Annotated in this window: 10 protein-coding genes, 1 tRNA gene and 1 other RNA gene; 10 read left to right on the forward strand and 2 right to left on the reverse strand. The window is 66.7% G+C overall.

All coding sequences use genetic code 11. The features are described from left to right. Positions 1–99: 99 nt before the first annotated feature. Positions 100–187: transfer RNA gene (locus tag AC1C2M_RS08505), tRNA-Ser, on the reverse strand. A 119-nt stretch (positions 188–306) separates the two neighbouring features. On the opposite strand from AC1C2M_RS08505, the gene ffs reads away from it, so the two are divergent. The 8 genes from ffs (at position 307) to AC1C2M_RS08545 (ending at position 12,097) form a co-directional block, all read left to right on the forward strand. Beyond that, positions 307–403: signal recognition particle sRNA small type (gene ffs / locus AC1C2M_RS08510), an RNA gene on the forward strand. A 321-nt stretch (positions 404–724) separates the two neighbouring features. Then, the gene (locus tag AC1C2M_RS08515; protein WP_495435943.1) at positions 725–4,348 is read left to right on the forward strand and encodes an endo-1,4-beta-xylanase; all 3,624 of its coding nucleotides are present in this window, start codon (positions 725–727) and stop codon (positions 4,346–4,348) included. A gap of 130 nt (positions 4,349–4,478) precedes the next feature. Next, positions 4,479–6,992: a phosphoketolase family protein gene (locus tag AC1C2M_RS08520; protein WP_495435944.1), complete on the forward strand. Its 2,514-nt coding sequence runs from the start codon at positions 4,479–4,481 to the stop codon at positions 6,990–6,992. A 53-nt stretch (positions 6,993–7,045) separates the two neighbouring features. Then, a complete protein-coding gene (pta, locus tag AC1C2M_RS08525) occupies positions 7,046–9,160 on the forward strand; it encodes a phosphate acetyltransferase (protein ID WP_483405322.1) in 2,115 nt (704 codons plus the stop codon). Next, the gene (locus AC1C2M_RS08530; protein WP_495435945.1) at positions 9,157–10,377 is read left to right on the forward strand and encodes an acetate/propionate family kinase; all 1,221 of its coding nucleotides are present in this window, start codon (positions 9,157–9,159) and stop codon (positions 10,375–10,377) included. Before pta ends, AC1C2M_RS08530 begins: the two co-directional genes overlap by 4 nt. Positions 10,378–10,534: 157 nt before the next feature. After that, positions 10,535–11,041, forward strand: coding sequence for a hypothetical protein (locus AC1C2M_RS08535; protein ID WP_495435946.1), 507 nt, complete (start codon positions 10,535–10,537; stop codon positions 11,039–11,041). A 14-nt stretch (positions 11,042–11,055) separates the two neighbouring features. After that, positions 11,056–11,568, forward strand: coding sequence for a hypothetical protein (locus tag AC1C2M_RS08540; RefSeq protein WP_495435947.1), 513 nt, complete (start codon positions 11,056–11,058; stop codon positions 11,566–11,568). A 34-nt stretch (positions 11,569–11,602) separates the two neighbouring features. After that, positions 11,603–12,097 (forward strand): hypothetical protein, encoded by a 495-nt coding sequence (locus AC1C2M_RS08545; protein WP_495435948.1) that lies wholly within the window; start codon positions 11,603–11,605, stop codon positions 12,095–12,097. A gap of 563 nt (positions 12,098–12,660) precedes the next feature. On the opposite strand, the gene AC1C2M_RS08550 is transcribed toward AC1C2M_RS08545, so the two are convergent. Then, on the reverse strand, positions 12,661–13,533 hold the full coding sequence (locus tag AC1C2M_RS08550; RefSeq protein ID WP_495435949.1) for an endonuclease domain-containing protein: 873 nt from the start codon (positions 13,531–13,533) through the stop codon (positions 12,661–12,663). A gap of 560 nt (positions 13,534–14,093) precedes the next feature. On the opposite strand from AC1C2M_RS08550, the gene AC1C2M_RS08555 reads away from it, so the two are divergent. Together AC1C2M_RS08555 and recR are read left to right on the forward strand one after the other, a co-directional pair. Then, entirely contained in the window at positions 14,094–16,946 is a 2,853-nt protein-coding gene (locus AC1C2M_RS08555; protein ID WP_495435950.1) for a DNA polymerase III subunit gamma and tau, read from the forward strand. A 6-nt stretch (positions 16,947–16,952) separates the two neighbouring features. Further along, a complete protein-coding gene (gene recR, locus AC1C2M_RS08560) occupies positions 16,953–17,552 on the forward strand; it encodes a recombination mediator RecR (RefSeq protein ID WP_108390211.1) in 600 nt (199 codons plus the stop codon). Positions 17,553–17,600: the final 48 nt, after the last annotated feature.

Genomic DNA, 17,600 nt, shown 5'->3' on the forward strand with positions numbered 1-17,600 from the left:
GTTCTGCTAGCGAGCCTTCGCAGGTGCCGGATTCGCGAATCGACACCGTTGGGAAATGCAGAAATCGCCCGTCCTGGCGGGCGGGCGATTCTGTGTGTCTGGCGGAGAATGGGGGATTCGAACCCCCGAGGGCGTTAACCCAACACGCTTTCCAAGCGTGCGCCATAGGCCACTAGGCGAATTCTCCTGAGCCGGTGTCATCGCCGCAGCGAATCAACCTCAGCTATCCTATCGTGCCTTGAGGCGGCATCCGACCGCGTGTGGTTCAAGCGGCAAACAACACAGCCCAATGTCTGTAGAATGGGTGACGGCTCCTCGCGTGGCGCCATCCAGGCCAACTCCCCCAGGACGGAAACGTAGCAAGGGTAACCGGGCTCTGGCGGGTGCGCGAGGGGTCTTTTCTTTTTAACGGGTTAACGGGCCGTCGCCCGATTGGCCGCCGCCCCTTGCCAGCCACTCGCCGGGCCGCGAGATTCGCAGGACATCGTGCGAAGAGCAGGATGCCGAGGGCTGATCCCGTCCTGATAAACGTGCGATCTCCTGTTAAATCGCACCGCGATGGGGGTCCGGCCGCCAGTGCTGAACAGCATCCGAAATTCGTATTTGTAGGTCTTGACAACAAAAGGCCCCCCGAATAGGCTTCGAGCACTTGAGCGGTTTCGACAACGTTTTCGAAAAATTCGAACTCGTGCTCGCTCACCTCACTTTCGCGCAAAGGAGCGTCATGAAAGTAAGACCCGTGTCCCGCAAAATCCTGGTGGGCGCCATCGCCGCCGGACTGCTCGTTCCTCTTCTCACGTCGCCTGCCGCGGCAGCGGAGCCTGAGACGCTCATCTCCGCCGACTTCGAGGACAGCACGCTCGGTGGCTGGGAGTCGAGCGGCTCCCCGGTTCTCACCTACGAGCCAGCCGACGGAGGCGGTACTGCCCTGCGCGTCGGCGATCGGACGACCGACTTCGCCGGCATCCAGACACCGGCTGGCCTGTTCGCCGACCTCGAGGCCGGGGACACCGTGACCTTCTCCATGAAGGCGCGCCTCGCTGAGCCAACCCCCGCCCCGGTCAACATCCGATTCGTGATGAAACCGGGTTACAACTGGATCGGGAACACCCCGCTCACCGCCGACGCCTGGTCGACGGTCGAGGGAACCTTCGAAATTCCGCAGGGCGCGGATGCCACGGCGCTGCAGGCGTACATCGGTACGGACGACCTCCCCGACAAGTCGAGCTACAGCTACCTCGTCGACGACATCTCTGTCTCCGCCGTGCGTGTGGACGCGCCGACCGACCCCACCCCGCCCGGCAACTCAGACCTCTCGTCGCTCAACACGGGCTTCGAGGATGGTCTTGGCGGGTGGGTTCCCCGAGCGGACGCCAGCGGCCCCGCCTCGGTGACCGTCTCGACCAGTGACGCCCACAGTGGAGCGCAGGCCGCACTGGTGTCCGGCCGCACCTCGCAGGGCCAGGGCATCGGGCACGACGTCACGGGCATCCTGCTCCCGGGCCAGACCTATGAGCTCTCTGCCTGGGTGAAGTTCGCCGCGGGCGAGACACCCGGAGACGTCTGGCTGAGCCTCGCCAGGACAACGGGCGAATCCACGTCGTACGCCACGCTCGGTCAGTTCACCGGCATGTCGAACAGCACCTGGGTGCAGGTGAACCAGACCTTCCAGATGGGTGAAGCCGACTCGGCGCTGCTCTACTTCGAGACCGCGTACAACGGCGGCAACACCTCCTCCTTCCTGATCGACGACATCAGCGTCGCTGTTCCCGCGACCGGCGGCGAGGTCGAGGACCTCACCCCGATCAAGGACACCGTGAGCTTCCCCGTCGGCGCAGCGATCGACAGTCGCGAGACCACGGGTACCGCGGCTGACCTGCTCACGAGGCACTTCGACCAGGTCACCTCCGAGAACTACATGAAGCCAGAGGCCTGGTACAACGCCGACGGTGAGTTCACCCCACACGCCGAGGCCGACACCCTGATGCAGTTCGCCCAGGATGAGGACCTCGCGGTCTACGGTCACACTCTGGTCTGGCACTCACAGACTCCGGCGTGGTTCTTCCAGAACGAAGCGGGCGTCGCACTCACCACCAGCGCTGCCGACCAGCAGATCCTCCGGGACCGCATGCGCACGCACATCTTCAACGTCGCCGAACACCTCAGTGACACCTACGGCGAATTCGGCAGCGATTCCAACCCGCTCAACGCCTTCGACGTCGTCAACGAGGTCGTCTCGGACGGCAACGAAAACGCCGACGGTCTCCGCCGCAGCGAGTGGTTCCGCATCCTCGGTGAGGACTTCATCGACCTGGCATTCCAGTACGCGGATGAAGCCTTCAACGACGAATTCGCTGCCGCTGGCGCAAACCGGCCGGTGACGCTCTTCATCAACGACTACAACACCGAGCAGGACGGCAAACAGCAGCGGCTGCACGCACTCGTTGAACGGATGCTGGAGCGCGGAGTACCGGTCGACGGTGTCGGCCACCAGTTCCACGTGAGCCTCTCGACCCCGGTCGAGGCGCTCGAAACCGCCCTGTCGGCATTCACCGACCTCGGGCTCACCCAGGCGGTCACCGAACTCGATGTGACAACGGGCACCCCGGTGACCCAGGCGAAACTGGTCGACCAGGGGTACTACTACCGTGACGCGTTCCGGATCTTCCGCGCACACGCCGCTGACCTGTTCTCGGTCACGGTTTGGGGGTTGACCGACGGACGCAGCTGGCGCAACAGCTCGGGTGCGCCGCTCGTGTTCAACGACGCGTTTGCGGCCAAGCCCGCGTACTACGGCATCGTCGACGGCGAGCTGCCTGCACGGTTGCGCACAGCGAACGTGTTCCAGGGCGACGTTCCACTCGACGCTGAGGCGACGACCGCGCTCGCGTGGCAGCAACTCCCGCTGCACACCATCGAGCAGAGCGCCGGGTTCCAGTTGCGCTGGCAACCGGATCACTTGACCGTGTTCGTCCAGGTCGACGATGCGACAGCGGATGCCGCTGACGAGATCCAGTTCACGTGGGGCGAGGAGACCGCGACGTTCGGCCGCGACGGAACAGGTGACGTCGAGGGTGTCGTCACCGAGACCGATGGTGGCTACAGCATCGTGGCGCACCTTCCGCTGACAGCCGCAGAGCAGGGGGACACCGTTGCCTTCGATGTCCGGGTTCAGAACAACGGCACAGTGACCGGGTGGAACACCGCGGGAACGGTCGGGACCCTGACACTGCTCGAACCGCTGTCGTACCAGGAGGTCGTCGAGACCGACGCCGCTCCCACGATCGACGGCGTCGTCGACGACTCGTGGAGCTCCGCCGGAACCGTCGAGACCCTCAAGCAGGTAGAAGGCACCGCGGGAGCATCCGCAGTCTTCAGCACGCTGTGGCGCGACAACATGCTGTATCTCCTCGCCGAGGTCACAGACCCGACCGTCGACGTGTCCGGATCCGATCCCTGGATCCAGGATTCGGTTGAGATCTACGTGGATCCGGGCAACCTGAAGAACGGTTCATACCGTTACGACGACACACAGATCCGCATCAGCGCAGAGAACGTTGTGTCGTTCGGAACCGGTGACGAGGCGTTCCAGCGGAACCGGGTCACCTCCGCCACCGCACGGACCGAGACCGGCTACCGCGTTGAAGTCGCGGTCAGCCTGCTCGAATCCGGCGGGGCCGGGTCCTTCCAGGGACTCGACCTGCAGGTCAACGACGCCTCGAACGGCGCTCGCACCGGCATCCGCAACTGGGCAGACCCGTCAGGCGCCGGCTACCAGTCGACAGCGCGCTGGGGAGTGGCTCAGCTCGTGTCTGCGGTCGAGGGCTCACAGCCGATGATCTCGGTTTCGCCCGAGTCTGTCGTTGCCGGCAACACGGTCGACGTCGAACTCAGCGGGTTCGATCCGGGAGTCGAGGTTGCGCTCCAGCTGCGGGAGCCAGCCGCACCTGAAACGGCAGGATTCTCGATTCTCGCTCTCGAGGTCCCGGCGGTCCTCGCGACGGTGACGACGGATGCCGCTGGAGAGGCATCCGTCCGGGTTACCATCCCGGCGGACACCGCTGCCGGCGCTTATGAGATCGCCGCGCTGCAGGACGGGGTGGCCCGTGCGTCCGCTCCTCTCACCGTGACTGTTGCGGCCGTTGGGCCGCAGCAGCCGGGTGCCGGACCGCAGCAACCCGGTGCTGGATCTCAGCCCGGTGCGGGCGGGCAGGGTGCAGGCGCTGACCGTGCAGGCGCTGACCGTCTCTCCCAGTCGGGAGCCGACGTCGCCCCTCTGGCACTGATCGGGATGCTGCTGCTGCTCGGAGGAGCAGCACTGGTCCGGTCGCGCCGCGCAGCCAGGTAATTCGGTCGTACGAGCCGGCGGGAGCGACTGCTCCCGCCGGCTCTTACGTTTGGGCCCCGCGCTTGGCCCCCGCGTTTGGCCCGAGGGACAGCCCCTATCGGACGGGCGTGCCCTTTCCTAGGATGACCCCATGACCTCGTCAACGGCAGACACGACTACGGCACCCACGACAGCGGCAGGCACGACTACGGCAGAACCAACCTCGGTCAGCGAAGAGACGCTCACCCGGATCGATGCATGGTGGCGGGCGGCCAACTACCTCTCCATCGGGCAGATCTACCTCCTCGACAATCCGCTTCTCCGTGAGCCGCTGACCAAGGATCACATCAAGCCGCGGCTTCTCGGGCACTGGGGAACGACTCCGGGGCTCAACTTCGTGTACGCGCACCTCAACCGCGTCATCGCCGAGCGGGAACAGTCCACCCTGTACATCACGGGCCCCGGCCACGGCGGTCCAGGAATGGTGGCGAACGCCTGGCTCGACGGCACCTACTCCGAGATCTACTCCCGTATCTCTCAGACCGAAAAAGGAATGAAGCGGCTGTTCCGCCAGTTTTCGTTCCCCGGCGGCATCCCGAGCCACGTCGCGCCGGAGACGCCCGGATCGATCCACGAGGGCGGTGAACTCGGCTATGCGCTCAGCCACGCCTACGGTGCCGCGTTCGATAACCCCGACCTGCTCGTCGCCGCTGTTGTCGGTGACGGTGAAGCCGAAACCGGACCGCTCGCAACCAGCTGGCACTCGAACAAGTTCGTGGACCCGCTCGAGGACGGCGTCGTCCTCCCGATCCTGCACCTCAACGGGTACAAAATCGCCAACCCGACGGTGCTCGCGCGTATCCCCGAGGATGAACTGCTCGCCCTCATGCGCGGCTACGGTCACAACCCGTACATCGTCTCCGGCGGGTTCGACGGTGAAGACCCGATGCTCGTGCACGCCAGGATGGCGAAAACGCTCGACACGGTCCTCGATGAAATCGCCGAACTCAAGCGCACCGCCCAGCAGCAGCGCGACGCGGGGGAGGACGTGACCCGCCCGCGCTGGCCCATGATCATTTTGCGCACACCCAAGGGCTGGACCTGCCCCGCCGAGATCGACGGCCTCCTGGTGGAGGACACCTGGCGCGCGCACCAGGTCCCGCTCGCCAACGCGCGCGACACGAAAGAGCACACGAAAATCCTCGAGGAGTGGCTGCGGCGATACCGTCCTGACGAACTCTTCGACGAGACCGGTCGTCCTGTCGCTGAGGTCACCTCGCTCGCCCCGGCCGGCGACCTGAGGATGAGCGCGACCCCGCATGCCAACGGTGGGGTGCTGCGCCGGGAACTCGAGCTTCCCGACTTCCGCGACTACGCCGTCGACGTCCCCGTCCCCGGCGGAACCACCGCGGAGGCGACACGGGTGCTCGGGGTCTGGCTCGCCGACGTGATTCGCGACAATCCCGACAACTTCCGTATCTTCGGCCCGGACGAAACGGCATCCAACCGGCTCGCGCCCGCTGTCTACGAGCACACCGACAAACAGTGGGATGCCGAGATCCTCCCGGTCGACAAGAATCTCGCGCGGGCCGGGCGGGTGATGGAGATGCTCAGCGAGCATCAGTGCCAGGGCTGGCTCGAGGGGTACCTCCTCACCGGCAGGCACGGCCTGTTCAACTGTTACGAAGCGTTCATCCACATCATCGACTCGATGTTCAACCAGCACGCCAAGTGGCTGAAGACGACGTCGGAGATTCCGTGGCGCCGGTCCATCTCGAGCCTCAATTACCTGCTCTCCAGCCACGTCTGGCGGCAGGACCACAACGGGTTCAGTCACCAGGACCCTGGCTTCATCGACCACGTCGTCAATAAGAAGGCCGACGTGGTGAGGGTGTACCTGCCACCGGATGCCAACACCCTGCTGTCGACGTATGATCACGTCCTGAAATCGGTGGACTACGTCAACGTCGTTGTCGCCGGCAAGCAGCCGCAGGCAAACTGGCTCACCATGGACCAGGCCATCGCGCACTGCGCTCGCGGCATCGGGATCTGGGACTGGGCGGGATCCGAGCAGCCAGGCACCGAACCTGACGTCGTCCTGGCGTGCGCCGGCGACGTTCCGACGCTCGAAACGCTCGCCGCGGCATCCCTTCTTCGTGAACACCTGCCGGAACTGCGCGTGCGCGTGATCAATGTCGTCGACCTGATGCGGCTGCAGAACGAGTCCGAGCACCCGCACGGGCTGAGCGACCGGGAGTTCGACTCGTTCTTCACCGTCGACCGGCCCATCGTCTTCGCGTATCACGGCTACCCGTGGCTGATCCACCGTCTCGCGTATAAGAGGAACGGCCACGAGAACATCCACGTGCGCGGGTACAAGGAAGAGGGTACGACGACGACCCCGTTCGACATGGTCATGCTCAACGACCTCGATCGGTATCGGCTCGTCATGGACGTGATCGACCGGGTTCCCGGGATCGGTACACGCTCGGCCGGGCTGCGGCAGCTGATGGAGGATGCGCGGCTCGCCGCGCGCCAGTACACGAGGGACCACGGCGAGGACATTCCCGAGGTTGCGAAGTGGCAGTGGGCAGGCGAGGGTGCCGGTGTATCGCAGGAGGACGCGCAGGAACGGGTTGACGAGACCGGGGGCGACAACAGCTGAGCGGTGGGACCTTCGCGACTACGGCCCGGCCCGCTGGGTCGTAGTCTTGGACCGTGGCCACAAGCATCTACATCACGTCCGCTGAGGGACAGACCGGCAAGTCGACAATCGCGCTCGGCACGCTCGACACCCTCTCTCACTCGGTGGAGCGCGTTGGCGTCTTCCGCCCGATCGCCCGTTCAACGGGCGAGCGCGACTACGTGGTGCAGCTGCTGCTCGGCCACAGCAGCGTCCAGCTCGACTACGACGAGTGCATCGGCGTCACCTACGACGACGTCCACTCCGACGCGGACGCTGCCCTCGCGACCATCGTGCAGCGGTACAAGGCCGTCGAAGCGCAGTGCGACGCCGTCGTGATCCTCGGGTCCGACTTCACCGACGTCGGCAGCCCGACCGAGCTCAGCTACAACGCCCGGATCGCCGCAAACCTCGGCGCTCCGGTCCTCCTCGTGCTCGGCGGCCGCAGCAGCCAGGGTTCCGGCGAGCGCCTCGGCCAGGCGGACCCCCGCACACCCGCGCAAATGAACGACCTCGCTGAACTCGCGCTCTCCGAACTCCGGCACGCCCACGCGACGCTCCTGGCGATCATCGCCAACCGCGCCGACGAGGACAAACTCGCCGAGATTACGGCCGCGATCGAGCGCACTGAACCGGGCGTTCCGGTGTGGGCGATCCCCGAAAATCCCTACCTCATCGCCCCGAGCATGGAGTCGATCATGACGGCGACGGGCGGGACGCTTATCAAGGGCGACCCCGCGCTGCTGTCCCGCGAGGCGCTCGGTGTTGTCGTCGCCGGGATGAGCATGGTCAACGTGCTTCCCCGGCTCATCGAGGGCGCCGTTCTCGTCGTCGCCGGTGACCGCACCGAGGTGCTCCTCGCCGCGATGATGGCCCAGAGTTCGGGTACCTTCCCCTCGATCGCCGGCGTGGTGCTCAACGGCGGCTTCGAACTGCCCGAGCCCGTCGAGCGGCTGCTGGACGGTCTGCCGCAGACACTCCCGGTCATCCGCACCGGCCTTGGCACCTACGACACCATCGTCGCGATCACCCGCACCCGCGGCAGGCTCGCCGCCGATTCGCAGCGCAAGTACGATGCCGCGCTCGCTCTCTTCGAACAGCACGTCGATGCATCCGCTCTTCTGCAGCTCCTCGAGGTCAGCCGCACCGAGGTGGTCACCCCGCTGATGTTCGAGTACGGCCTGCTCGATCGAGCGCGCGCCCACCAGAAGCACATCGTGCTGCCCGAGGGCGGCGACGACCGCATCCTCCGCGCCGCGCACACCCTCCTCGCCCGGGAGGTTGCCCAGCTCACCATTCTCGGTGAGGCAGCCGAGGTGCGTGCCCGCGCCGTCGAACTCGGGCTCGATATCTCCCGCGCCGAGGTGCTCTCGCCGCATGACCCGGAACTCGGACAGAGGTTCGCCGAGGAGTACGCGCGGCTGCGAGCGCACAAGGGCGTCACCCTCGACCAGGCCCGCGACCAGGTCACCGACGTCTCGTACTTCGGCACGATGATGGTGCACCTGGGCCTCGCCGACGGCATGGTGTCCGGTGCGATGCACACGACAGCGCACACCATTCGCCCAGGGTTCGAGATCATCAAGACCAAGCCGGACGTCAACGTGGTGTCGTCGGTGTTCCTGATGGCGCTCCAGGACCGGGTGCTCGTCTACGGTGACTGCGCCGTGATTCCTGACCCGGATGCCTCGCAGCTCGCGGACATCGCCATCTCGTCCACCGAGACGGCGCTGCAGTTCGGTATCGATCCCCGCGTCGCCATGTTGTCGTATTCGACGGGCGAGTCCGGGAAGGGTGCCGACGTTGAGAAGGTGCGCGAGGCGACCGCTCTGGTCAGGTCCCGCCGGCCCGATCTCCTCGTCGAAGGTCCCATTCAGTACGATGCAGCAGCGGATGCCGCGGTCGGCGCGTCGAAGATGCCCGGCTCAGAGGTGGCTGGACGGGCAACGGTCTTCATCTTCCCCGACCTCAATACGGGCAACAACACGTACAAGGCGGTGCAGCGCTCGGCGGGCGCCGTGGCCATTGGGCCAGTGCTTCAGGGCCTCAACAAGCCGATCAACGACCTCTCGCGCGGTGCGCTGGTGCAGGACATCGTCAATACAGTGGCGATCACGGCAATCCAGGCCCAGGGCGACACGGCAGCATGAGCACCGTCCTCGTCGTCAATTCGGGTTCATCGTCGTTCAAGTACCAGCTGATCGACATGGACACCGAGCAGATGCTCGCAAGCGGCCTGGTGGAGCGGATCGGCGAAGCGTCAGGACGCTCGGTGCACACGATCCCATGGGATGCCGTTCCGTCGGTCGAGCGCTCGAACGCCCCGCAGACGACCGAGCGCATCCTTCCCATCGCCGATCACACGGCGGGGTTCCGGGTCATGCTCGAAGCCTTCGAAACGCACGGGCCGTCGCTCAGCCGCCACCCGCTCGGGGCAGTCGGACACCGCGTCGTGCACGGTGGCAAGCGCTTCTTCGAAGCCACTGTCGTGAACAACCTGGTGAAGATCAACATCGAGGAGCTGGCCGAACTGGCGCCGCTCCACAACCCGGCCAACCTGCAGGGGATTGAGGCCGCGCAGCGTGCCTTTCCCGACGTGCCGCACGTCGCGGTCTTCGACACCGCGTTCCACCAGACCCTTCCTCCCGCCGCGTACAGCTATGCCATCGACGCCACACTCGCAGCGAGGCACCGGGTGCGGAAGTACGGTTTTCACGGCACGAGCCACAAGTTCGTCTCGGAGGAAGCAGCGAAGTTTCTGTACCGCCCGCTCGGCGAGCTGAACCAGATCGTCCTCCACCTCGGCAACGGTGCATCGGCATCCGCCATCGCGGGTGGGCGGTCGGTGGAAACCTCGATGGGACTCACTCCGCTCGAGGGACTCGTGATGGGCACCAGGTCCGGCGATCTCGACCCCGCCGTGCTCATTCACCTGCACAGGCGCACCGGTATGAGCTTCGACGAACTCGACACCCTCCTCAACCGCAAGAGCGGCATCTTCGGCATGGCTGGCGTCGGCGACATGCGTGACCTTCAGAAGCGCGCCGACGCCGGCGACGAGGTTGCCAGCGCCGCCTTCGATGTCTACACCCACCGGATCAAGGGGTATATCGGCAATTACATGGCCCAGCTCGGGCGGGTGGACGTTATCTCGTTCACCGCGGGAGTTGGTGAGAACTCGCCAGAGGTGCGCGCGGCGGCGCTCTCGGGGCTTGAGGCTTTCGGCATCCGGCTGTCTGATGACCGCAACGAGGAGCGATCGCGGGATCCCCGCCGGATCTCGACCGACGATTCAGGGGTGGATGTGCTGGTCATCCCCACCAACGAAGAGCTTGAGATCGCACGCCAGACCCTCGCCGTTTTGTGATGAGGCCCGGCGCTCGCTGAGTTCGTGGTGCCGGGGTCGGGCGCCGAGGTAGCGACGTCGGGGGCACGATGGCGGAGACGCAGCTGTCCGGTGCCTTGACATGAGGAATCCTCAGGGGTTAACTTGTGCGCAAATTTCGACGAAGGAGTCGTGCTCCATGTCAAAACTCACGAAGGTTCTGCTGACTTTTTTCGCGGCGTTCGCCCTGCTTTTTGCGGGCGCAGCCCCGGCGCTCGCCGACCACAACGCGGGGGCGGACCTCGATGAGGGCGGTGACTGTTATTACGGCCAGTTGCTGCCGGGTCCGCCCAAGGACATCCGCACGACGACGTACAAGCTGATCCGGCACGGGGAGTCCTTGCTCGTCGTCTGCTATTTCCCGTTGCCCCGTGAGATTCCCGCTGAGGATGACTGCATGGGCTGTGATGAAGAGGACTGGGTTGCCCCGACCCGGCCGCTCTACTACAACGTCCCTGGTGCCTGTGTGCCACCGGGTGCGATGAGCCCGGGCGGCGATTGGCCGAGCGGCGAGCCCACCGCGCGGTGGACGGATGCCAAGATCGTGTTCTACAAGACCCACGCGGTGATGACCTGCTTCTGGGCGGACGACCCGACCAACGACCCCGGCGCGCCCGGTGGGCCGCCGGTGACGCCGGTGCCGTAGGGGAGTGGTGCTCCGTGTCACGGCTCACGAAGGTTCTGCTGACGTTTATCGCGGCGTTCGCCCTGCTTTTTGCGGGCGCAGCCCCGGCGCTCGCCGACCACAACGCGGGGGCGGACCTCGATGAGGGCGGCTCTTGTTACTACGGTCAGTTGCTGCCCGGCCCGCCCAAGGACATCCGCACGACGACGTACAAGCTGATCCGGAACGGGGACTCGCTGCTCGTCGCGTGCTATTTCCAGCTGCCCCGCGTCATACCGGCTGATGAGGACTGCCTGGGTTGCGGCAGCGATGTTGAAGACGACTGGGTTGCCCCGAGCCGGCCGGTCCAGTACATCGCACAAGGTGCATGCGTGCCGCCGGGGGCCATGAGCCCTGGCGGAGAGTGGCCGAGCGGCGAGTCGGCGCGGTCCACTGACGCTCGGATTATCTTCTATCGGACCCATGCCGTTCTCACCTGCTACTGGGCAGACGATCCGACCAACGACCCCGGTGCGCCCGGCGGCCCTCCCGTCACGCCGGTTCCGTAGCGGACTTCAGTAAAGAGGAAATGCTGTGTCCAGAATGACCAAAATCGTGGTGACGTTTTTCGCAGCTCTCGCGTTGCTCTTTGTGGGAGCTGCCCCGGCGCTCGCGGATCACAACGCGGGCGCTGACCTCGACGAGGGTGGTGACTGCTACTACGGGACCTACCTGCCCGCGGGCCCACCGGTCGACATTCACACGACGACCTACACGGTGGTGCGACACGGCGGGTCACTTCTCGTCGCCTGCTACTTCTCGCTGCCGGCGTTCATTCCTGTGCCCGACCCCTGCAGCGGGTGTCCCGGCGACCAGGAAGGGGACTGGACCGCCCCGAAGCGACCGGTGTTCGCGGTCGCTTCCAATGGGTGCCTTCCGCCCGGCACCCAGAGCGCGGGCGGAGATTGGCCGGGTGGAGACATGGCACGCACGACCGATGCGAAAATCGTGTTCTACCGCACCTCAGCAGTCCTGACCTGTTTCTGGGCGGACGATCCGACGGACGATCCGGGCGCGCCGGGCGGGCCGCCGCTCTAGCGCGTCGGCTTGGAGCGGATGCCGTCCCGCCTAGCGTGGGCGACAATCCGCTCGTTCGCGTCCGGGTGGCTGTGGCCGCACTTCGGTGGGTGCTGGTGTTTCGGGAGGTAAATCGTGGGTGCCAGCGCCCATACCGGCCAGAACCCGGGCATCCTCCGCCCGAAACTCCAGTGCCACGGCCCGATGTTTCGGGAGGTCTATCGCGGGTCCCAGCGCCCATACCGGCCAGGGCCCGCGCATCCTCCGCCCGAAACTCCAGTGCCACGGCCCGAGGTGCTGACGCGACGACGCACTTGCGCGCCCGAGTGGATGTTGTGTCCCGCCTGTTCCGCCGCGCGTCCTGCGGTGTCGTGTCGGAGTCGGAAGTGTCTCCCGCTCGGGTTCGGCGGCCGACACTCGGGCGGGTGCAGATGCTTCGGGAGGTAAATCGTGGGTGCCGGCGCCCATACCGGCCAGGGCCCGCGCATCCTCCGCCCGAAACACACGTGCTACGCACGCCGTTCCGATGGTTTAAGGGGTCGACGGGCTGACGTGTCGGCGGCCCGACCTGCCAGTCCGCCGTCTCAGCGCGCCAACCCCGCGCGGATGTGGCGCGCGGCCCACAGGTGCTCACGGCGGGAGACGTACTCGCCGATCACCGACTCGACCTCCGCCCATCGATACATCACCATGGCGTAGGTCACGCGAATGACGATGTAACCCAGTCGATGGAGCACAAGATCACGCTCGCGGTCTTTCGTCGCCGACTCGCCGGTGTGGAATTCCATGCCGTCGGTCTCGATGATGAGCCGATCTCCGACCAGGATGTCGACCCGGCCTACTCCGCGGATCCACACCTGCGTGCGGTAACGGATGCCGCGGCGCCGGAGTCTCAGCCGGACCTTCGTTTCGAGTCCGGACTCACACCTGCCATCGGCGCACTCGATCAGCGGCCAGTACCTCCGGGGTACCCGGGACCGCAGCTCGGGCAGGTCGGATCGTCCAATCAGGCGCCGATTGAGTGCTGAGTCGATCGCGACGATGGCGTTCTCGCTGCTCTGGCATCCGAACTGGTCGATGAGTGCGTCGAGGACCGAGACCGTCGGCAGCCCCGCAGTCTGGGTAGCCGGGAGCGAGTAGTGGGTGACCAGCCCGTCGGCTCGATGAGGCCCGTGACCCGCGTTGACTGGAACAGCAAGATGAAGGGCATGGTCGTTTTCACACCACACCCCGAGCCTTCTGAGTGCACTGACGCAGGTGATCATGCCGCCGAGTGTGCTGGCCCGGAGGAGTAGTGGGTCGATGTCGGGGACCGCGTACCACCCGCGCCGCGGGCGGAGCAGTATCCCGGCGGTGACCATGCGCTGCAGATGCACGCGGCGGGCGCCGTCAGACTCCAGGACTGAGAGGTGCGCGAGTCCGCCGCGCCGGGCAAGGATGCTGAATTCGTCGGTCATGACCCGAGGGTGGCCCCTGCTCGCGGCTGGCCGCCGTCTTGCGACCAAACCGGTGGGGAACTTTCTCAGCGTCGGAGGGCTGTGGATAACGGATGTCGTCGTTTCGGGAGGAGAACCCCTGGGGTGTGGGGCCGATACGTCGACGGGGGCTGTGTTTCTCCTCCCGGGGGCGGGAGCGCCGGGCCCGGGGCGTCAAGCACGGCCACGGCGGCGACGCTGCGGCGTGGGGTACGAGCGCCGGGCGTGAGGCCCGAGCCGCGGGGGCCGCGGACAACCGGGTGTCGTTGTTTCGGGAGGAGAACCCGGGGGTGTGGGGCCGATACGTCGACGGGGGCTGTGTTTCCCCTCCCGGGGCACGAGCGCAGGGCCCGGGGCGTGAAGGGTGAGGCACTAGGCCGGGCCCGGGGCGTGAGGCACGGGGCGTGGGCATGGGGCGTGAGGCCCGGGGCGTGAGGCGCGCGCGGGTGGTGAGGCGCGCGCAAGGGTGCGGCCCACCGGATCGGGACGGCCACTGTGGAGAAGCTCGGCTTGTTGTCGGCGGCGGCGACTACGATAAGGGGGTGGTTACCGCCCTGTATCGCCGTTACCGGCCAGAGTCCTTTGCCGAGCTGATCGGTCAGTCTCAGGTGACCGATCCGCTCATGACTGCACTTCGCACCAACCGGGTCAACCACGCCTATCTCTTCAGCGGCCCGCGCGGCTGCGGCAAGACGACCTCGGCCCGGATCCTCGCTCGCTGCCTCAACTGCGTTGAGGGCCCGACCGATACCCCGTGCGGTGTCTGCCCGAGCTGTGTCGAACTCAGCCGTGATGGCGGTGGCTCGCTCGACGTCGTAGAGATTGACGCGGCAAGCCACAACGGCGTCGACGATGCCCGCGACCTTCGCGAGCGTGCTGTCTTCGCTCCGGCCCGCGACCGGTACAAGATCTTCATCCTCGACGAGGCGCACATGGTTACGCCGCAGGGCTTCAACGCCCTGCTCAAGATCGTCGAAGAGCCGCCGGAGCACATCAAGTTCATCTTCGCGACGACCGAGCCCGACAAAGTCATCGGCACCATCCGTTCGCGCACCCACCACTACCCGTTCCGCCTCATTCCGCCCGCGCAAATGCTCGAGTACGTGCAGTCCCTGTGCGAGAGCGAGGGGGTCAAGGTCGAAGCTGGCGTGCTGCCGTTGGTGGTTCGCGCCGGTGGCGGTTCAGCCCGAGACACGCTCTCGCTGCTCGACCAGCTCATGGCCGGCTCCGAGGGCGACACCGTCGGTTACGAGCGGGCCGTCGCGCTGCTCGGCTACACCCACTCGGCCCTGCTCGACGAGGTCATCGACGCACTGGCCATCCGTGACTCTGGCGCGGCGTTCACCGCCGTCGACCGGGTCATCCAGACCGGCCAGGATCCCCGGCGCTTCGTCGACGACCTGCTCGAGCGACTCCGTGACCTCATCGTCGTCGGCGCGACCGGAGCCGACGCATCTGCCGTGCTCCGCGGCATCCCGCAAGACGAACTCGACCACATGTCTGTGCAGGCGACGGGCTTCGGCCAGGCGGAACTCAGCAGGACAGCCGACATCGTCAACACCGCGCTGAGCGAGATGACGGGCGCCACCTCGCCCCGGCTCCACCTTGAGCTCATGGTGGCGCGCGTGCTCGTGCCGTCGATGGACGACACGGCGCGGGGCGCCCTCGCCCGAGTCGAGAGGCTCGAGCGTCGCGTCGGCATGGGTGACAGCGTTCTCGCTCCGCCCGCGCAACCGGCAGCGGTGGCCGCGGCGCCCGCGCCTCCCACGGCAACGCCAGCGGCACAGCGCCCGGTCGAAACAGCCGCCGAGCCGGCCGGGTCCGCGCCATCACGTCAGGCCCCTGCGGCGGAGGCCGCGACGCCCGCTCCGGCCGAACCGGTGACCGTCCGCCCCATCGGACCTGTCTCACTGCAGCAGCTCAAAGACGCCTGGCCGGAGATCCTGGATCGCGTGGCCAAGACCAAGCGCTCCTCCTGGCTCGTTGCGACAACGGCATCCATCCGCGGTTTCGGCGACGACCTCGTCCTGCGGCTGGCCTTCCCGAGCCAGACCGACGTCGATGACTTCAAGAAGCTCAACGCCGGCGAGGGCGTTTCGTCGCACGTGCGGCAAGCGATTCTCGACGTGCTCGGCGTCAGTGTGAAATTCATTGCCCAGGTGGCGCCTCCGGGCGATGGTCACGGTGGATCGTCAACAACGGATGCTCCGCCCGCGTCGCCCGCCGCACCCGGCATGTCGCCGACCGAAGATCGCCCAACCGACGCAGCACAGGCAAACGCAGCACAGGCAGATGCCGACTCGGCCAACGTCACCCAGGGGGTAGCCGCCGATCGCGAGACCGAGGGTGCGCCGGCTGCAGGTACGGGCCAGCAGGTCGCAGGGATGGTGTCCGCCACTGAGGCTTCGCAAGGAGGTTCAGTGCCCGCCGGTACAGCAGTCGCCGGTACAGCAGGTACCGGCACCGCAGTCGCCGAAGCCCGCGATGGGGCGTCGACCGATGCGTCCGGTGGAACGGACACTGTTCCTGCCGTTGCGTCGACCACGGCCGAGAGCGACGTCGCGCCGAAGACTCCACCAGCACCTCCGGCCTGGCCGACCGTCGTCGTCGGTCAGGTGGTCGGTGCAGACGCCGAGTCCCGCGCCGCCCGCGATGCGATCCCCACGGAGTGGGTGGTTCCGGGAGTTCCGCAGCGCTCGGCCGAGTCCGCCGCGCCAACGGCCCCCGCTGTGCCTGCAACCCCACCGGCACCACCGGCTTCGACGTCAGCTCCGGCAGCTCCGGCAGCTCCGGCCGCTCCGCCAACTCCGGCAGCACCGGCAACTCCGCCAGCTACACGGGCCCCAGTCCAGACCGACGCACCGGAACCGCAGACAGCGCCGCTCAACGCTGATGGCGGCTGGGCCGTTGTCGCGATTCCTGGCTCAGGTGCTCCCGTCGAAGCACCCGCCGCGCCCGCACCCGCCGCTCAGCGCACCGCAGCGCCGTCCGTCCCAGCGCCGTCCACCGCAGCCCCGGCCACACGTCAGGCGCCAGCGCGCCCCGTCAGCACCGATCCGTCACTCCCCAGCGACGACGATGCACCTCCCGCAGACGACGAGCCGCCGTACCCCGACGGATATGGCGATCCATACGCGGAGCCGGTCGCGATCGGCGACGTCACGGCACGGATCGCCCCGACTGTCACGCGCCCGGCACCAGCTACGCCCGCGCCACAGCAAAAACCGCAGCAACGGGCAACGCAGCAGCAGACGGAGCCACAGTCGCGGGTCTTCACACCAGCGCACCCCAAAGCATCCACTCGCTACGGCGAATCGGTTGTGCGGGAAATCCTCGGGGCCAGTTTCATCGAGGAACAACCACACACCCCACCCACACGTTTCAACAGGGACTAAACACACATGTACGAAGGCATAGTCCAGGAACTCATCGATGAATTCGGCCGTCTCCCGGGAATCGGCCCGAAGTCCGCGCAGCGCATCGCGTTCCACATCCTGCAAACGGAGACATTCGACGTGTCGCGCCTGGCCGAACTCCTCGTCGAGGTGAGGGAGAAGGTCCACTTCTGCGAAATCTGCGGCAACGTCGCCGAACAGCCCACCTGTTCGATCTGCCGTGACCCCCGTCGCAACCCGGCGAGCATTTGCGTCGTCGAAGAGGCCAAAGATGTCGTCGCCATCGAGCGCACCCGCGAGTTCCGCGGCCTCTACCACGTGCTCGGCGGCGCCATCAGCCCCATCGACGGCATCGGTCCCGATGACCTCCGCATCCGCCAGCTCATGCAGCGCCTCGCAGACGGCGTCGTGCAGGAAGTAATCATCGCCACAGACCCCAACCTCGAGGGCGAAGCGACGGCGACCTACCTGAGCCGGCTGCTCACCGTCCTCGAGATTCGCGTCACGCGACTCGCGTCGGGCCTGCCCGTCGGCGGCGACCTCGAGTACGCGGACGAAGTCACCCTCGGCCGTGCGTTCGAGGGCCGCACTGTCGTCTCTCGCTGACCCTCGAGATGTCGCCCGCCCTGCCGCGCGCAGGCGGTCGGGCGCCGT

It is taken from the genome of Mycetocola sp. Y444 (assembly GCF_059445295.1).